This is a genomic window from Citricoccus nitrophenolicus (assembly GCF_047305825.1).
GTDB lineage: Bacteria > Actinomycetota > Actinomycetes > Actinomycetales > Micrococcaceae > Citricoccus > Citricoccus nitrophenolicus.
In genome coordinates this window covers 1,653,052-1,669,870 of the sequence record NZ_CP063070.1, presented here as the reverse complement: position 1 = coordinate 1,669,870, position 16,819 = coordinate 1,653,052, and the positions used below count along the sequence as shown (strand labels likewise).

At 69.4% G+C, this 16,819-nt stretch carries 14 protein-coding genes; 12 read left to right on the top strand and 2 right to left on the bottom strand.

All coding sequences use genetic code 11. The features are described 5' to 3' along the window. The first annotated feature begins 52 nt into the window (after positions 1 to 52). Positions 53 to 472: a hypothetical protein gene (locus IMT31_RS07595; RefSeq protein ID WP_413544313.1), complete on the top strand. Its 420-nt coding sequence runs from the start codon at positions 53 to 55 to the stop codon at positions 470 to 472. On the opposite strand, the gene IMT31_RS07590 is transcribed toward IMT31_RS07595, so the two are convergent. Next, the gene (locus IMT31_RS07590; RefSeq protein ID WP_413544312.1) at positions 462 to 1,181 is read right to left on the bottom strand and encodes a CGNR zinc finger domain-containing protein; all 720 of its coding nucleotides are present in this window, start codon (positions 1,179 to 1,181) and stop codon (positions 462 to 464) included. The genes IMT31_RS07595 and IMT31_RS07590 overlap by 11 nt on opposite strands. 304 nt (positions 1,182 to 1,485) lie before the next feature. On the opposite strand from IMT31_RS07590, the gene IMT31_RS07585 reads away from it, so the two are divergent. From IMT31_RS07585 to adhP, 5 genes are all read left to right on the top strand, one after another. Beyond that, positions 1,486 to 3,141, top strand: a complete 1,656-nt coding sequence (locus IMT31_RS07585) for a thiamine pyrophosphate-dependent enzyme (RefSeq protein WP_345354138.1) — start codon at positions 1,486 to 1,488, stop codon at positions 3,139 to 3,141. A 158-nt stretch (positions 3,142 to 3,299) separates the two neighbouring features. Beyond that, the gene (locus tag IMT31_RS07580; RefSeq protein ID WP_413544311.1) at positions 3,300 to 3,752 is read left to right on the top strand and encodes a DUF779 domain-containing protein; all 453 of its coding nucleotides are present in this window, start codon (positions 3,300 to 3,302) and stop codon (positions 3,750 to 3,752) included. Continuing rightward, positions 3,749 to 5,038 carry a GAF domain-containing protein gene (locus IMT31_RS07575; RefSeq protein ID WP_413544310.1) on the top strand — a complete coding sequence of 430 codons (1,290 nt, stop codon included), beginning with the start codon at positions 3,749 to 3,751 and terminating at the stop codon, positions 5,036 to 5,038. The genes IMT31_RS07580 and IMT31_RS07575 overlap by 4 nt, the downstream gene beginning before the upstream one ends. A gap of 110 nt (positions 5,039 to 5,148) precedes the next feature. Then, positions 5,149 to 6,672: an aldehyde dehydrogenase gene (gene adh, locus IMT31_RS07570; RefSeq protein ID WP_413544309.1), complete on the top strand. Its 1,524-nt coding sequence runs from the start codon at positions 5,149 to 5,151 to the stop codon at positions 6,670 to 6,672. 135 nt (positions 6,673 to 6,807) lie between these two features. Next, on the top strand, positions 6,808 to 7,836 hold the full coding sequence (adhP, locus tag IMT31_RS07565) for an alcohol dehydrogenase AdhP (protein WP_345354151.1): 1,029 nt from the start codon (positions 6,808 to 6,810) through the stop codon (positions 7,834 to 7,836). A 227-nt stretch (positions 7,837 to 8,063) separates the two neighbouring features. Here the strand turns inward: adhP and IMT31_RS07560 are convergent, their stop codons facing one another. After that, positions 8,064 to 8,603 (bottom strand): SRPBCC family protein, encoded by a 540-nt coding sequence (locus tag IMT31_RS07560; RefSeq protein WP_413544308.1) that lies wholly within the window; start codon positions 8,601 to 8,603, stop codon positions 8,064 to 8,066. 172 nt (positions 8,604 to 8,775) lie between these two features. Here IMT31_RS07560 and IMT31_RS07555 point away from each other — a divergent pair, with 172 nt between their 5' ends. The 6 genes from IMT31_RS07555 to hpaE all read left to right on the top strand — a co-directional run bounded on the left by IMT31_RS07555 (position 8,776) and on the right by hpaE (position 16,812). Beyond that, on the top strand, positions 8,776 to 10,263 hold the full coding sequence (locus IMT31_RS07555) for a SulP family inorganic anion transporter (RefSeq protein WP_413544386.1): 1,488 nt from the start codon (positions 8,776 to 8,778) through the stop codon (positions 10,261 to 10,263). A gap of 45 nt (positions 10,264 to 10,308) precedes the next feature. After that, a complete protein-coding gene (locus tag IMT31_RS07550; protein WP_413544307.1) occupies positions 10,309 to 10,797 on the top strand; it encodes an Lrp/AsnC family transcriptional regulator in 489 nt (162 codons plus the stop codon). Positions 10,798 to 10,923: 126 nt separating this feature from the next. Continuing rightward, positions 10,924 to 12,723, top strand: a complete 1,800-nt coding sequence (locus tag IMT31_RS07545) for a thiamine pyrophosphate-binding protein (RefSeq protein ID WP_413544306.1) — start codon at positions 10,924 to 10,926, stop codon at positions 12,721 to 12,723. Positions 12,724 to 13,008: 285 nt separating this feature from the next. After that, positions 13,009 to 14,604: a fumarylacetoacetate hydrolase family protein gene (locus IMT31_RS07540; RefSeq protein ID WP_413544305.1), complete on the top strand. Its 1,596-nt coding sequence runs from the start codon at positions 13,009 to 13,011 to the stop codon at positions 14,602 to 14,604. Positions 14,605 to 14,606: 2 nt separating this feature from the next. Next, positions 14,607 to 15,305, top strand: coding sequence for a GntR family transcriptional regulator (locus IMT31_RS07535; RefSeq protein ID WP_413544304.1), 699 nt, complete (start codon positions 14,607 to 14,609; stop codon positions 15,303 to 15,305). Then, positions 15,298 to 16,812: a 5-carboxymethyl-2-hydroxymuconate semialdehyde dehydrogenase gene (gene hpaE / locus IMT31_RS07530; RefSeq protein WP_413544303.1), complete on the top strand. Its 1,515-nt coding sequence runs from the start codon at positions 15,298 to 15,300 to the stop codon at positions 16,810 to 16,812. Before IMT31_RS07535 ends, hpaE begins: the two co-directional genes overlap by 8 nt. Positions 16,813 to 16,819 lie beyond the last annotated feature (7 nt).

The window sequence follows — 16,819 nt, the reverse complement described above, 5'->3', positions numbered from 1 at the left end:
TGACGGCCCGCCGGCCCGCGCACCGGCCCGAAGCAGACCAGGAGATCAGTACGTGAGCACGCCCCAGACCGGCCCCCAGCCAGAGGATCAGCGCCCCGGTGGTGCCTCGACGGACCGCCGCGAGGGCAAGTCCGGGTTCCTGCAGTCGATCAAGGGACCGCTGTGGTTCTCCTTCATCCTGGGTGTGATCGGCGGAGTGGTGGCCACCATGGCGTCCTCCGGAGGCACGGACAATCCGATCCGATTCGACCTCGGACTGATCGCCTTCGGTGTCTTCTTCATGGTGGCCCTGGTGGTGGTGGCGATGCTGCAGCTGGCCGCCAAGGACAACCCCGAGCACCTGTCCCAGGGCTCCGGCGTGCACCGCTCCTCCGAGGAACTGCACCGCCAGGCAGTGGCCAGGCGCAAGGCCGAGGCGCAGCGCCAGCGCGATCAGGCCGACCGGGACGAGCCGGGCAGCCCTACTTCTTAGCGTTCTTCTTGGCGCTCTTCTTGGCCTTGCCGTTCTTCTTGGTGGCCTTGTCAGGCTTCTCTGCTTTTTCTGACTTCTCTGACTTCTCTGACGTGGACGCCTTCTCAGCCTGATCCGCAGTGACGGCCTCCGCCGCGCGCCGGGCGCGGTAGGCCTTCACATGGGCGCGGTTGGCGCAATTGGCCTCGTCACAGAACTGCTTGGAGCGGTTGCGGGTCAGGTCCACGAAGGCGTTGGAACAGTCCTCTCCGGTACAGGTCCGCAGCCGGGTCAGCTCCCCGGCCAGTGCCACCTCGGCCAGGGCCAGGGCGAGGGCCGTGGACAGGGCCTTCTCCGGGGCATCCTCCTCATGGCCGGCGGCCAGGATGGCCGGGGACCGGACGGTGGACCCCTCGGGCAGCACGGCGCGGACGGGGCCGGCAGCGCCGAGCAGCGCGTTGAGACCCTCGAGCGCGGCATCCGCGTCCTCGGCGGCGGCGTCCTGCCAGATGCCAGCCACGTTGGCCCGCAGCTTCCGGACGGTGCGCAGGGTGGCGTTGGAGGGATCCTCCTCGAAGCCCCAGCCCGGAAGGACCGAGGGGAGCGCGGAGGGGAGTCCTGCGGCCCCGTCCAACCGATCGGGCCGCTGACGGCCGCCGCGGAAGCCGGGCGCCGTGTTGGCGAGCGTCGCGGCGAGGGCCAGACGTGAGGTGGTGGTGGCTGAGAACATGCGGCGGGGCCTCCTTTGCTCCTGACCGGCATCCGGGGGTGGACGCCGCAGGCGGTGACAGCACTGTACTTCGCGTTGGAGGTTCACGTCAGGTCCGGTGGGGCAATCCACGTGGTGGTCAGGAGATCGCTACGCGGGCCCGGGCGGGTCCGGCGTGGACGGGACGACACATGCTGCCACAGCGCAGGGAGGGGTGATCGGGCTGGGGTAGCTTGTACGAAGTTCGCCCAGCGCGCCGCCCGAGGACCATCCCGGGCCGTGGAACCGGCAGGGCCGGAACCGCACACAGTCCAAGGAGCCCTGAATGAGCACTGAACAGAACACGGCCACCACGAAGTCGGCCGGGCACGTCATCGTCGACACCCTCGAAGCCCATGGGGTCAAGCGGATCTACTCCGTGCCGGGCGAGAGCTACCTCGATGTGCTGGACGGCCTGCACCACTCCGCCATCGAGAACATCATCTGCCGCCATGAGGGCGGCGCCGCCTACATGGCGGAGGCCGACGGCAAGATGAACTCCGTTCCCGGCGTGGCCATGGTGACCCGTGGTCCCGGTGCCGCCAATGCCCACGTGGGACTGCACACCGCGTGGCAGGACTCCACCGCCATGGTGCTGTTCGTGGGGCTCATCCCCTTCGAGCACCGCGGCAAGGAGGCCTTCCAGGAGTTCGACCCGCAGATGTGGTTCGAGTCCGGTGCCAAGCGCGTGATGACCCTGGACCACGCCAGCCGAGCCTCCGAGATCGTGGCTGAGGCCATGTTCGCCTCCACGTCCGGCCGGCCCGGCCCGGTGGTGGTGGGCCTGCACGAGGACATCATCAAGGAACAGGTCAGCTCCGAGCTGCACCCGAACATCCCGGTGGCCACCGGTGGTATGACCGTGGAGGACTGGAAGGCCCTCAATGAGGCCCTGCAGGGATCGGACAAGCCCCTGTTCATCACGGGCGGCAATGACTGGACCCATGAGGGTGCCGAGGCCCTGACCACCTGGCTCGAGGAGCACCACATCCCGGCCGCCGCCGAGTGGCGCACCGAGGGCACCGTGCCGTTCACCTCGCCCTCCTACGTGGGCCCGATCGGCTACGGCCGCCCGAAGCCCACCTATGACCTGCTGGAGGAGACCGACCTCATCGTCTTCGTGGGCACCGTCCCCGGGGACGTGGTGACGGACGGCTTCACCATCCGGCAGAACTGGGACAAGAAGAACTTCCTGGTCACCATCGACCCCTCGCTGCGTGGCCGTTCAGGTCCCGTCTCCCATCAGATCGTGGCCAAGCCGGACGTCTTCATCCGCGACCTGGTCCGCATGGACCTGGCCGTCAAGGAGAGCTGGAAGGAGTGGACGTCCCGCATGCGCGGTGAGCAGGAGAGCTTCGCCGCCCTGCCGTCCGCCGAGCCGTCCGAGGGCCAGGCCCGCATGGACACCCTGATGGCGAACCTGGTGCAGGCTCTGCCGCAGGACGCCATGATCACCCTGGGCGCCGGCGAGCACACCAACTGGGCGCACCGCTACTTCCCCACGAACTCCTACGCCTCCATGGTCTCTGCGCGAAACGGCTCGATGGGCTACTCGGTCCCCTCCGCCGTGGCCGCGTCCCTGAACCATCCCGGCCGCCGCGTGGTGACCATCGCCGGGGACGGCGAGTTCCTCATGAACGGCCAGGAGCTGGCCACTGCCGCCCAGTACGGCGCCACCCCGCTCGTGATCGTCATGGACAACCAGGAATACGGGACCATCCGCACCCACCAGGAGCGCGACTACCCGAACCGGGTCTCCGGCACCCAGTTGAAGAACCCGGACTTCGCGAAGATGGCGGAGGCGTTCGGCGGCTTCGGTGTGCGCGTGGAGCAGGACGCGGACGTCCCGGCCGCCGTGGAGGCGGCCACCCGGGCCGTGGACGAGGACGGCACCTTCGCGCTGATCCACCTGATCGTGGACCAGCGCGTCAAGGCGTACTGAGCCCGGCAGGGTTCGAGAAGCCGTCGCTCGCCGGACGGATCCGGGCGTCCAGCGCCCACTGGTGTCCGTCGAACCATGACGGCACGGCACTCCGGTGGTGACGAACGCCACTCCCGGCCGCTACCGTGGGGGGACCCCTACTCTCAGGAGGTCCCCTCATGATGTCCCCTACTGTTGATGCACACGCCACTGGCGAGGCGCCGGAACACACCTCGGAACCGGGCTCAGTGCTGGAAGCCCGGCCGGAGGTCGAGGGTGAGTCTGTCTCCCGCGTGGGGATGTCACAGGCCGCCCTGGACCTCATCACCACGCTCGAGCAGGTCCACGGACCGTTGATGTTCCACCAGTCGGGGGGCTGCTGTGACGGCTCCTCGCCCATGTGCTTCCCGGACGGGGACTTCAAGACGGGCGGTTCGGACATCCTGCTGGGCACCTTCGAGCTGCCCAGTGGGAACGGCCTGCCGTTCTGGATGAGCCGGGAACAGTTCGAGTACTGGAAGCACACGCACCTGACCCTGGACGTGGTGGACGGCCGCGGCTCGGGATTCTCGGTCGAGGCCCCGGAGGGCAAGCGCTTCCTGATCCGCTCCAGGCTGATGGACGTCGGGTGACCCTGCCACTGTCCGGCCCTGCCTACCAGCAGGCCGTGGAGCGCGCACACGGTGAGCTGGCCACCCTGACGTCGTCCGCGGGTGGCGGGCTGGGCCAGCTCCGGGGGGAGGTTGCCGAATCGTGGCGCCGCTCTCTGGTGGTCCTCGGCGGCCCGGCCGGTCGCAGGGAGCCCCGGATGGTCAGCGACGACGCCCTGCGGGACGTGCGGCAGGAGCATCCGTTGTCCCCGGTGTTGCCGATCATCCGCCGGCTCCTGGTGGACCCGGCCCAGGACGCAGGGCTGATCGTGGCCCTGGGCAACGCCGAGGGGCAGTTGCTGTGGGTCGAGGGGGATCCGGTGGCCCGCCGCCGTGCAGAGGACATGGGCTTCCTCCCCGGGGCGGACTGGTCCGAGGCCTCGATGGGGACCTCAGCGCCGGGGGTGGCGCTGTACTCCGGCCGGCCGGTTCAGGTGAGTCGGGCCGAGCACTTCCATCCCGTGGTGCACCCCTGGAGCTGCTCGGCGGTGCCGTTGCGGGATCCGGCCGATGGCAGGATCGTCGGTGTCATCGACCTGACCGGCGGGGATGAGGCCATCTCGCCCCTGGCCCTGCCATTGCTGAGTGCAGCGGCCGAGGCGGTGCACTCGGCCTGGCGGGACCACGCGCTGCCGGCCCCGGTGGCGCTGCCCCCGCTGGAGCCCGACGCCGGCCGCGAGACCCTCATGCGCGTCACCGGGGGGTTGCCCCCTCGGCTCTCCGGCCCCGGAGGTGCCCTGTCCGAGGTCTCCGGCAAGCACGCCGAGATCCTGACCCTGCTGGACTGGCACGGCTCGGGGCTGGACGGTGCGGAACTCGAGGACCTCCTCTACGGGCATCAGGCCGGGACCACCTTGCGGGCGGAGATGCACCGGCTGCGCCGCTTCCTGGCCACCACCCTGCCCTCGGTGTCCATCCGTTCGCGTCCCTACCGGTTGGACGGCCCCCTGGTCACAGACGCAGTACTGGCCCGGGTCGCGTTGCGCCGCGGAGAGGTCGGCGCCGCCCTGTCCCAGGCCGCAGGGCCGGTGCTGCCGCGCTCGGTGGCTCCGGGCATCACCGAGATCCGCCGGCAGCTGGAGGCGGACCTGCGGGAGTCCGTGCTGGAGAACGCAGGGATCGAAGACCTCTGGTCCTTCGCCGGGCGTCCGGAGGCGGCTGGCGACCTGGAGGTGTGGATGACGGCGCTGCAGCTGTTGCCGGGTGACTCCCCGCGCCGCTCCCTGGCCGTCAGCGCTGTGGAGCGGCTGCAGGCCGAGGAAACCTAGCGGCGCCCAGCCCGGGCAGGCCCTGCCGGCGGGATGCAACGTGGATGCAACCTGACTGTGACTAGCCTCACAGTCAGTAGTGCAACCATCCCCGCGACACAGGAGCTGACATGACCATCTACGCGAACCCGGGTACCGACGGCTCGAAGGTCACCTTCAAGCCCCGCTACGAACACTTCATCGGCGGCGAGTGGGTTGCGCCGGTGAAGGGCCAGTACTTCGAGAACCCGACCCCGATCACCGGTCAGACCTTCACGGAGGTCGGGCGGGGGACCCCGGAGGACATCGAGGCCGCCCTGGACGCCGCCCACGCCGCCGCGCCGGCCTGGGGCAGGACCTCTCCGGCAGAACGCGCCGTGATCCTCAACAAGATCGCCGACCGCATGGAGGCCAACCTCGAGATGCTCGCGGTGGCCGAGACCTGGGACAACGGAAAGGCCGTCCGCGAGACGCTCAATGCGGACATCCCCCTGGCGATCGACCACTTCCGGTACTTCGCCGGCACCATCCGGGCCCAGGAGGGCTCGCTGTCCCAGATCGATGAGGACACGGTGGCCTACCACTACCACGAGCCACTCGGCGTGGTGGGGCAGATCATCCCGTGGAACTTCCCGATCCTGATGGCCGTCTGGAAGCTCGCGCCGGCCCTGGCCGCGGGCAATGCCGTGGTGCTCAAGCCGGCGGAGCAGACCCCGGCCTCCATCCTGGTCCTGGCCGAGCTGATCGGTGACCTGCTGCCGGGCGGCGTGCTGAACATCGTCAACGGCTTCGGTTTGGAGGCGGGCAAGCCACTGGCCTCCAACAAGCGGATCCGGAAGATCGCGTTCACCGGTGAGACCACCACCGGCCGGCTCATCATGCAGTACGCCTCGGAGAACCTCATCCCGGTCACGCTGGAGTTGGGCGGCAAGTCCCCGAACATCTTCTTCGAGGACGTCATGGCATCAGACGACTCCTACTGGGACAAGGCCCAGGAGGGCTTCACCCTGTTCGCCCTGAACCAGGGCGAGGTGTGCACCTGCCCCTCGCGCTCCCTGGTCCAGGAGTCCATCGCCGACTCCTTCCTCGACGCGGTGGTGGAGCGCGCCCGCGCCATCGTCCAGGGCAACCCCCTGGACACGGACACCCAGATGGGCGCCCAGGCGTCCAATGACCAATTGGAGAAGATCAAGTCCTACCTGGACATCGGCCGCCAGGAGGGCGCCGAGGTGCTGCTCGGAGGCGAGCAGGCACACCTGGACGGTGACCTGGCCGGTGGCTACTACGTCCAGCCCACGATCTTCCGGGGCAACAACTCAATGCGGGTGTTCCAGGAGGAGATCTTCGGGCCGGTGGTCTCGGTGGCCACGTTCAAGGACTTCGATGACGCCATGACCATCGCCAATGACACCCTCTACGGCCTCGGGGCCGGCGTCTGGTCCCGCAACGGCAACACCGCCTACCGGGCCGGTCGGGCCATCCAGGCCGGGCGCGTCTGGGTGAACAACTACCACGCCTACCCGGCCCACGCGGCCTTCGGCGGCTACAAGTCCTCGGGCATCGGACGTGAGAACCACAAGATGATGCTCGATCACTACCAACAGACCAAGAACCTGCTCGTCTCCTACTCGGAGAACAAGCTCGGCTTCTTCTAAAGCGGGGCCCACCGGGCCGTACCCGGATCCCGTCCCGGTTCCAGTCCCAGATTCAGTCACGGATCCAGTCGCAGAGACGAAACTCAGGTGCAGGCCATGGCGCAGCACCTGAGAGAACACGAGCAAGGAGAAACCATGAGCACCATGAAGGCTGCAGTTGTCGAGGAGTTCAACCAGGACCTGGCCGTCAAGCAGGTCCCCATCCCCGAGCCGGGCCCCGGTCAGGCCCTGGTCAAGCTGATCTCCTCGGGGGTCTGCCACACGGACCTGCACGCCGCCACGGGCGACTGGCCCATCAAGCCCTCCCCACCGTTCGTCCCCGGCCATGAGGGTGTGGGCCTCGTCGAGAAGGTCGGCGAGGGCGTCACCGAGGTGGAGGTCGGCCAGATGGTCGGCAACGCCTGGCTGTGGAGTGCCTGCGGGAACTGCGAGTACTGCCGCACCGGCTGGGAGACCCTGTGCGAGTCACAGCAGAACGGCGGCTACGCCGTGGACGGCTCCTTCGGCGAGTACATGCTGGTGGACGCCAAGTATGCCCCCATCCTGCCCGAGGGCTCAGACCCCTACGAGGTGGGTCCGGTGCTCTGTGCCGGCGTGACCGTCTACAAGGGCCTGAAGCGCACCGAGGTGCAGCCGGGCCAGTGGGTCGTCATCTCGGGGATCGGCGGACTGGGGCACATCGCCGTCCAGTACGCCGTGGCCATGGGCATGCGGGTGGTCGCGGTGGACGTGGCCGATGACAAGCTGGCCCTGGCGCAGAAGCACGGTGCTGAGATCGTGGTCAACGCCAACATCGCCGAGCCCTCGGTGGAGATCCAGGAGAAGATCGGCGGTGCCCATGGCGTGCTGGTCACCGCCGTCCACCCGAAGGCGTTCGGCCAGGCGATCGCCATGACCCGGCGCGGGGGGACCATCGTCTTCAACGGCCTCCCCCCGGGCGAGTTCCCGGCCCCGATCTTCGACATCGTCCTCAAGGGCCTGACGATCCGTGGTTCGATCGTCGGCACCCGTCAGGACATGGTGGAGGCGCTGGAGTTCTACGCCGCCGGGAAGATCCACCCGACCTACTCCCGGCGGCCCATCGAGGACATCAACGCGATCTTCGACGAGATGCACCACGCCAAGATCGAGGGGCGTGTGGTCCTGGACTACTCCGCCAGATGAGGCACTGACCTGTCCTGGACAGGGGCGGGCCCCGGGTGATCCGGCTGCGTGAGGGGGGACGCAATCTGCCGGGCCCGGGGCCCTGTCTCACTTCATCACTCGCACCTTGATGAGGTGCTCTCCACTGTAGGGAGCCGACCTGTTCGCGCACTTGGACGCGGCTGAGAGAGCGCTGGCAATCCGACCACCCCGGCCGAGGCGGGAGACATCACCGGACTGCCGCCGTCCTACAGATAACGTCCGGCCAGCCGCGTGAGGGAGGCACGGATGCCCTTCGCGTTGTCCTGCGGGCGCCGGGTCAGCTCGTAGCCTCGGGCCACCACATGCCGGGTCCACGAGTAGTCGAAGGTCTCGGTGACCACGGTGCTCCCGTCCCCCTGGTCCTCGAACCGCCACCGCCACCGGTGCCCACCCGGATGCTTCCACTCCACGAGCTCGTCCTCGTCCGCCGCCGTCACCACGAGGGTCATGGTGTAGGGGACGCCGAACTTCTTCATCGCCACCGAGAACTCGTCCCCGACGCTCACGAGATCCGGCCCGGTCTTCGCGTACTGGACCGTGGCGGATCCATCCACCTCGTGGTGCCGGTGCGGATTGGCGAGGATCGAATACAGCTCGGCGGCGGGTGCCTGGATGCGGATGCGGTAGCTGACCTGCAGGGGACCCGTGTCAACCGGTTCGGGCCATCCGGCCTGCGGGGCCGAGGTGGGCAGTCCGGTCTCGGGGTTGAAGGCGGGCTGGGGGGCGTTCTCCGGCTCGTTGCTCATGCCCCCAGTGTAGGAACCTGCGGCTCCGGGGAGGGGCGCGTCCGCGCGGCTACAGTGAAGACGTCACCCGCCGAACCTCCGGAGTCTCATCATGCCCGACGACGACCACGTCCCACCGCAGCGCCCCCACCATCCCGAGGTGGCCCAGAATCTGGCCCTGAGCCGGGAGGCCATGAGCCCCGAGCAGCGGCAGTCGGTCTGGCGCACACTGCGCCGGCCGGGATGGCTGAAGACCGAGCTGCTCGCCGGCCTGGTGGTCGCCCTGGCACTGATCCCCGAGGCCATCGCGTTCTCCCTGATCGCCGGCGTCGACCCCAAGGTGGGGCTCTATGCGGCGTCCGTCATGGCCATCGTCATCGCCTTCCTGGGCGGCCGTCCGGCGATGATCTCCGCCGCCACGGCCGCCACCGCCCTCGTGGTGGCGCCAGTGGTGTCCAGCCACGGCGTGCAGTACCTGTTCGCCACCGTCATCCTTGCGGGGGTGTTCCAGCTGGTGCTGGGCCTGCTCGGCGTCGCCAGACTGATGCGCTTCATCCCCCGCTCGGTGATGACGGGCTTCGTCAACGCCTTGGCGATCCTCATCTTCATCGCCCAGCTGCCGGACCTGATCGGCGTCCCGTGGCCGGTCTACGTCCTCGCAGCCCTCGGGCTGGGCATCATCTTCCTCTTCCCCCGGCTGACCACGGCCGTGCCCGCCCCGCTGGTCTCGATCGTGGTCGTCACGCTGCTGGCCATCGCCGTGCAGATGTCCGTCCCCACGGTGGGGGACAAGGGCGAGCTTCCAGACGCCCTGCCCGTCCTCCTCATCCCGCAGGTTCCGTTCACCCTGGAGACCCTCCAGGTCATCGCCCCCTATGCCCTGGCCATGGCGGTGGTCGGCCTGCTGGAGTCGCTGATGACGGCCAAGCTGGTGGATGACATCACGGACACCGGTTCGTCCAAGACCCGGGAGTCCCTGGGGCAGGGCGGAGCCAACATCGTGGCCGGATTCTTCGGCGGCATGGGCGGCTGCGCGATGATCGGCCAGACCATGATCAACGTGAAGGCCTCCGGCGCCCGCACCCGCATCTCCACCCTCACGGCCGGCGTCATGCTCATGGTGCTCTCAGTGGCGCTCGGGGACATCGTGGGGATGGTGCCGATGGCCGCCCTGGTCGCCGTGATGGTCTTCGTCTCCTGGGCCACCTTCGAGTGGCACTCCATCCGGCCCTCCACCCTGAAGGCCATGCCGAAGTCGGAGACGGCGGTCATGCTGGTCACCGTGGCCGCCACGGTGACCACGTCCAACCTCGCGGTCGGGGTGGGCCTGGGTGTGCTGACCGCCATGGTGCTCTTCGCCCGCCGGGTGGCACACTTCGTCACGGTGCGCCGCACCGAGCGGGAGCCCGACGCCGGCTCGGTCACCTACCGGGTGGACGGCGAGTTGTTCTGGGCCTCCTCGAATGACCTCTATACCCAGTTCGACTACGCCGGGGACCCCGCCCGCGTGGTCATCGACCTGACCGCTTCCCACCTGTGGGACGCCTCCACGATCGCCTCCCTGGACGCCATCACGGAGAAGTACGAGCGCTACGGCACCACCGTGGAGGTGGTGGGGCTGAACGCGGCGAGTGAACAGATGCGGCAACGGCTCAGCGGGAGACTGGTGCCGGGCGAGTAGGCGGCGGCCCGCGCGGACGGACGGCCGGATGCCACAATGAGCACCATGCGACCCGACCAGCTCGACGCCCGGCTCATCCAGCTGCTGACCGACGAGCCGCAACTGCCGATCCTCGAGTGCGCCCGGCGGCTGGGGGTGGCACGGGGGACGGTGACGAGCCGGTTGGCCAGGTTGCAGGCGCGGGGCGTGGTCTCGGCGATCGTCCCGCAGGTGGACCCGGCCGGCTTCGGCTATGACCTCGTCTCCTTCTGCTTCGTGGACATCATCCAGAACATCGGCCACGGACCGGTGACCGAGGCGATCCTCGAGGCCATTCCCGAGGTCACGGACCTGTACACCGTCACCGGGGACCATGACCTGCACCTGCGGGTGGTGGCCCGCAACGGCCAGGACCTGCAGGACGTGCTGGACCGGATCTCCCAGGTTCCCGGCGTGGCTCGCACCTCCTCCTCCCTGGCCCTGCGCACCCACATCCAGTCCCGGACCCTTCCCCTGCTGCACGCCGTCGCCAGAACCACTGATCAGGCTGACTAGAAGTCCCCGGTTCTGTGCGGACAGGATGAACAGTCTGTCCAGGGTCTTGCGGGCTGATTGCGCAACCCGGCCGAATCACCCCACACTGCTGGGCAGATGATGTCCATCCTGCTGAGGAGTGAACCGATGACTGCTGTGACTGACCGACCGCAGCCTGCCCAGCCAGCCCAGACCGGTCGGTCTGCCCGGCCGGAGCGCTCGGTGCCGACCGTGCCCCAGGCCGTGGCCGCCGTGGTCCGGGAGAGGGCCGATCCGCTCTTCGGACTGATGGGCAACGGCAACGCCCACCTGATCAGTGAGCTGACCAGTACGGGGTTCCCGCTCGTGACCGTGCGGCACGAGGCCGGAGCGGTCGCCGCCGCCGATGCCTTCCACCGTGCCTCGGGCCGGGTGGGCACCGCGACCGTCACCTACGGTGCCGGATTCACCAACACCCTCACCGCCCTCGCGGAGGCCTCTCTGGCCCGGATCCCGCTGGTGCTGATCGTGGGCGACGCCCCCACCACGGGGCCGCGCTTCTTCGACATCGACCAGGTCGGTATGGCTGCTGCCGCCGGCGTGGACACCGTCCGGTTGGATGACCGGGATCCGGCGGCCCAGGTGCGCGGCGCCTACGCCCGCGCCGAGTCCGGAAGGCGTCCCGTCGTCGTCGCGATCCCCTACGACCTCGTCGAGGTTCCGGTCAGCGCCCCGGCCACGGAGCGGATGCCGATCGCCGAGCGGCGGCCAGCCGAGCTCTCGGTGGCCGCGGTGGAGCCGTTGGCGGCCGCCTTGCGCACGTCGGAGCGGCCACTGCTCGTTGCGGGCCGGGGCGTGTTGGACTCACCGGGGGGCCCCGAGGCGCTGCGAGCCCTGGCCGATCGCCTGGGGGCCCTGCTGGCGACCTCCGTGATGGCCCGCAACGTGGCCGGTGAGGAGGGCGATCTGGGCATCGCCGGCGGATTCGGCCGTCTGGAGCGCGTGGAGATCATGCGCCAGGCCGATGTGGTGCTGGTGCTCGGCGCCAGCATGAACCCCTTCCAGATGCGCTACGGCACGGTCTTCGGTCCTGCCGCCACCGTGCTGCAGGTCGACGTGGACCCGGCGCGCCGTCATGAGCGTGCCGAGCACTTCCTGCCGGCCGACGCCGGTACTGCCCTGCGGTCGCTGGGCGATCTCCTCGCTGCCGGCCCGCTCGAGGAGGGCCGGGCTGACGGGGGCTGGCGCGCCCGCCAGCCGATTCCGCCGGCACCGAGCCTGGACGCGCCGGACCCAGTGGATCAGGCGGCCGGGGCGGAGAAGGTGGGGGCCGGCGTCGTCCCCCGGGGGCTGGCGCCCGACGGCCGGCTGGACCCGCGCACCATGGCCCTGGCCCTGGAGGGGATCCTGCCCCGTGAGCGGACGTTCGTGCAGGACGGCGGGCACTTCATCGGCTGGGTCCCGCTGATGTGCTCCGTTCCAGACGCCCGCTCGCACCTGTTCGTGGGCACCGCCTTCCAGTCGATCGGCCTCGGCTTCCCGTCCGCGGTCGGCGCCGCGGTGGCCCGCCCGGACCGGACCACCGTGCTGGTGACCGGTGACGGGGGCGGCCTGATGGCCCTGGCCGACCTGGAGAGTTTCGTGAAGCAGGCCCGCTCCGGCGTGGTGGTGGTCTTCAATGACGCCGCCTACGGGGCCGAGCTGCACCAGTATGCCGCGCGCGGGCTGGATGATCAGGCGATGCTCATCGACGAGGTCGACTTCGCCGCCGTGGGCCGGGCCTTCGGCGCCGAGGGGATCAAGGCGCGGAGCCTGCAGGACCTGGCTGCCCTGCAGGACTGGGTGGACCGGGGGGCTGAGGGCGTGTTCGTGCTGGACCTGCCGATCTCCCAGGACGTGGTGGCCGAGTACATGCAGGAGTCCATGGCCGGGGCGATTCCGGCACCGCGACCGCTGCCCGTGGACTGACGACGAGGTGCGCTGGACGGTGTGGCTGATGGCGGCCTGACATCGCAGAGGACAGGGCTGGGGCCGGGACACGACGTCCCGGCCCCAGCCCTTTCCTGTCGGCAGTCCACGCCCCCTCAGCAGGGGCTCCTGCCACACCGGGAAAGATCGGGGTGTTCAAGGTCACGGTGAATCGTATACGATTACCGGGAGACGAGACGGGCGCCACAGTGGGCCCGGAGTCCAGCGGGCCGGTGAGGCGCCGGCTGCAGCGCTGGACTCGGACGCCGACGGAAGCAGGAGACCATGACCGAGACACCCGCAGCGGATCATCAGGACAGCCACGCCCCGAGCCCGGTGGACTTCTCCGAGCGGCGCCATCGCCCCGGCAAGATCATCGCCCTGCACCTGAACTACCCCTCCCGCATCGCCCAGCGCGGCCGCTCCCCGAAGTTCCCGGGGTACTTCCTCAAGGCCGGCTCCTCCGTGGCTCGCAGTGGCCAGGCGATCGAGCGTCCTGAGGGCACCGAACTGCTTGCCTATGAGGGTGAGATCGCCCTGGTCCTCGGCGAGACCTGCCGTCGGGTGTCCCCCGAAGAGGGATGGTCCAAGGTCTCCGGGATCACGGCGGCCAACGACTGGGGGCTCTACGACCTGCGGCATGCGGACAAGGGCTCCAACCTCAAGAACAAGTCCGGTGACGGGTACACGCCGCTCGGGCCGAATGTGATCCCGGCCGCCGGCCTGGACCCCGCCCAGCTTCGGGTGCGCACCTGGGTCAACGGCGAACTGACCCAGGACGACACCACCGAGGGGCTCGTCTTCCCGTTCGGCCAGCTGATCGCCGACCTCTCCCAGCTGATGACCCTGGAGGCGGGGGACGTCATCCTGACGGGCACCCCGGCCGGCTCCTCCGTCGCCCAGCCCGGCGACGTCGTCGAGGTCGAGGTGGACGCGCCGCGCGCTCCAGGGGCCCCGAGCACGGGGCTCCTCATCACCCCCGTGCGCTCCTCCGGCCAGGCCCTGCCCGACTTCGGCGCCCAACCCCAGGTGGATGACACCCAGCGTGCCGAGGCCTGGGGATCTCGCGAGGCCGCCGGGCTGGCACCGGAACCCGCCGCGGAGGGAGCCGCGGCCGGCGTCGGGACCTATCGCTACGTGCCGGACACCCCCGCCGCGGACCGCACCCTGCTCACCGGAGAGCTGAGGACCAAGATCGAGGAGACCGCGGTCGCCACCATCACCGCCCAGCTGCGCAAGCGCGGCATCGACAACGCCACCATTGACGGCGTGCGCCCCACCCACCCGGGCCAGCGCATCCTCGGCTACGCCAAGACCCTGCGCTATGTGCCCAACCGCGAGGACCTGTTCAAGCGCTTCGGGGGCGGGTTCAACGCCCAGAAGCGCGCCATGGACACCGTGGAGCCGGACGACGTGGTCGTCATGGAGGCCCGCGGGGAGAAGGGCACCGGCACCCTCGGTGATGTCCTGGCATTGCGGGCCCGGGTCCGCGGCGCCACGGCCGTGGTGACCGACGGCGGCGTGCGGGATTCCGCGGCCGTCGCCGAGGTCGGCCTGCAGGTCTACTCCAACGGCGCGCACCCGGCCGTGCTCGGCCGGCGCCACATCCCCTGGGAGGTGGGCGGGACGATCGCCTGCGGCGGCACCGCCGTCCAGCCCGGAGACATCATCATCGGCGATGACGACGGCGTGGTGGTGGTTCCCCCCGCGCTGCTGGCCGAGGTGGTGGACGCCGCCTGGGAGCAGGAGCAGCAGGACGCCTGGGTCTACGAGCAGGTCGAGGCGGGACACCCGGTCGATGGGCTGTTCCCTCCGAACGCCGAGTGGAAGTCGAAGTACGAGGACTACCGCCAGGACCGCGCGAACCGGGACGGGCTCTGACCATGACCTCCAAGGCAGACCAGGCCTACCGGGAGATCCTGTCCGGCATCAACGCCGGGCGCTACGCCCCCGGGGCCCGGCTGGTGCTCGCCCAGCTCGCCGCCGAACTCGACATGTCCGTGGTCCCCGTGCGGGAGGCCATCCGGCGCCTGCAGTCGGAGTCGGTGGTGGCCTACACCCGCAACGTCGGGGCGACCGTGATAGGGATCGACCCGGAGATCTATCACGACACCATGGAGACCCTGGCCCTGGTGGAGGGATACTCCACCGCCCTGTGCGCCCCCCTGATCACCGGGGAGGAGATCGAGCGGGCCCGGGCGATCAACGAACGGATGCGGGGGCTCCTGGTGGACTTCAACGCCGTGGAGTTCACCCGGTTGAACAAGGAGTTCCACTCCGTGCTGTTCGAACACCACCAGAACAGCCACATCCTGGACCTCGTCCACCGGGGCTGGGCCCGCCTGGCGGCGCTGCGCTCCTCGACCTTCGCCTATGTCCCCCACCGTGCCGACCGATCGGTGGAGGAGCACGACCACCTGTTGGACCTGATCGCCGCCGGCGCCGAGTTCGCGGCGGTGGAGCAGGCTGCCCGCCAACACCGCCTCAACACCCTGAACACCTACCTGGACCACGTCGTCGCGAGCAGCGACGGCGCCGACCCCCCTGACAGCCTGAAGACCGAGAGGACCCCCCATGTCTGACCAGACCACCGAATTCGTTCCCGCGAACCTGCCGGAGAAGATCCAGCACTACATCGGCGGACAGCACGTCGACTCGCTCGACGGCGACACCTTCGAGGTGCTGAACCCGGTCACCAACCGGCCCTACCTGCAGGCTGCCTCCGGGAAGGTCGCGGACATCGATGCGGCCGTGGCCGCAGCGAAGGACGCCTTCGAGAACGGCCCCTGGCCGACCATGCTCCCGCGTGAGCGCTCCCGGGTGCTGCACAACATCGCGGACATCGTGGAGAGCCGCGGCCAGGAGCTGGCCGAGATGGAGTGCTATGACACCGGCCTGCCGATCTCCCAGGCGCTGGGCCAGGCCCGCCGCGCCGCCGAGAACTTCCGCTTCTTCGCCGATCTGATCGTGGCCCAGCACGACGACGCCTTCAAGGTCCCCGGCCGCCAGGCGAACTACGTCAACCGCAAGCCGATCGGCGTGGCCGGGCTCATCACCCCGTGGAACACCCCCTTCATGCTCGAGTCCTGGAAGCTGGGCCCGGCCATCGCCACCGGCAACACCGTGGTGCTCAAGCCGGCGGAGTTCACCCCGCTGTCCGCCTCCCTCTGGCCGGGCATCTTCGAGGAGGCCGGGCTGCCGGCCGGCGTGTTCAACATGGTCCACGGCTACGGCGAGGAGGGCTTCGCCGGCGACTCCCTGGTCAAGCACCCGGACGTGCCGCTGATCTCCTTCACCGGCGAGTCCACCACCGGGCAGATCATCTTCGCCAACGCGGCCCCCCACCTGAAGGGCCTGTCCATGGAACTGGGCGGCAAGTCCCCGGCCGTGGTCTTCGAGGACGCGGATCTGGACGCCGCGATCGATGCCACCGTCTTCGGCGTCTTCTCCCTCAACGGCGAACGCTGCACCGCCGGCTCCCGGATCCTGGTCCAGAGGGGCATCTACGACGAGTTCGTGGAGCGCTACTCGGCCCAGGCGAAGCGCGTGAAGGTGGGCCTGCCGCAGGACGAGACCACCGAGGTCGGCGCGCTGGTGCACCCGGAGCACTTCGAGAAGGTCATGTCCTACGTGGAGATCGGCAAGACCGAGGCCCGACTCACCGCCGGCGGCGGCCGTCCGGAGGCCTTCCCAGAGGGCAATTTCATCCAGCCGACCGTGTTCGCGGACGTGTCCCCGGAGGCCCGAATCTTCCAGGAGGAGATCTTCGGCCCGGTGGTGGCCATCACCCCGTTCGACACGGACGAGGAGGCGCTCGAGCTGGCCAACAACACCAGGTACGGCCTGGCCGCCTACATCTGGACGAACGACCTGAAGCGGTCCCACAACTTCGCCCAGAGCGTGGAGGCCGGCATGGTGTGGCTGAACTCCAACAACGTCCGGGACCTGCGCACGCCTTTCGGTGGGGTGAAGGCCTCCGGCCTCGGCCACGAGGGCGGCTACCGCTCGATCGACTTCTACACGGACCAGCAGGCCGTGCACATCAACCTCGGCGAGGTCCACAACCCCGTCTTCGGCCAGCAGGCCTGAACCTCCC

What these genes read in the sequence shown, in the direction of transcription:
- IMT31_RS07560 (WP_413544308.1), bottom strand. Translation starts at nt 8,603, where the DNA reads ATGAGCAACGAGCCGGAGAACGCCCCCCAGCCCGCCTTCAACCCCGAG.
- IMT31_RS07550 (WP_413544307.1), top strand. Translation starts at nt 10,309, where the DNA reads ATGCGACCCGACCAGCTCGACGCCCGGCTCATCCAGCTGCTGACCGAC.
- hpaE (WP_413544303.1), top strand. Translation starts at nt 15,298, where the DNA reads ATGTCTGACCAGACCACCGAATTCGTTCCCGCGAACCTGCCGGAGAAG.
- adhP (WP_345354151.1), top strand. Translation starts at nt 6,808, where the DNA reads ATGAGCACCATGAAGGCTGCAGTTGTCGAGGAGTTCAACCAGGACCTG.
- adh (WP_413544309.1), top strand. Translation starts at nt 5,149, where the DNA reads ATGACCATCTACGCGAACCCGGGTACCGACGGCTCGAAGGTCACCTTC.
- IMT31_RS07555 (WP_413544386.1), top strand. Translation starts at nt 8,776, where the DNA reads ATGAGCCCCGAGCAGCGGCAGTCGGTCTGGCGCACACTGCGCCGGCCG.
- IMT31_RS07590 (WP_413544312.1), bottom strand. Translation starts at nt 1,181, where the DNA reads ATGTTCTCAGCCACCACCACCTCACGTCTGGCCCTCGCCGCGACGCTC.
- IMT31_RS07580 (WP_413544311.1), top strand. Translation starts at nt 3,300, where the DNA reads ATGATGTCCCCTACTGTTGATGCACACGCCACTGGCGAGGCGCCGGAA.
- IMT31_RS07540 (WP_413544305.1), top strand. Translation starts at nt 13,009, where the DNA reads ATGACCGAGACACCCGCAGCGGATCATCAGGACAGCCACGCCCCGAGC.
- IMT31_RS07585 (WP_345354138.1), top strand. Translation starts at nt 1,486, where the DNA reads ATGAGCACTGAACAGAACACGGCCACCACGAAGTCGGCCGGGCACGTC.
- IMT31_RS07545 (WP_413544306.1), top strand. Translation starts at nt 10,924, where the DNA reads ATGACTGCTGTGACTGACCGACCGCAGCCTGCCCAGCCAGCCCAGACC.
- IMT31_RS07535 (WP_413544304.1), top strand. Translation starts at nt 14,607, where the DNA reads ATGACCTCCAAGGCAGACCAGGCCTACCGGGAGATCCTGTCCGGCATC.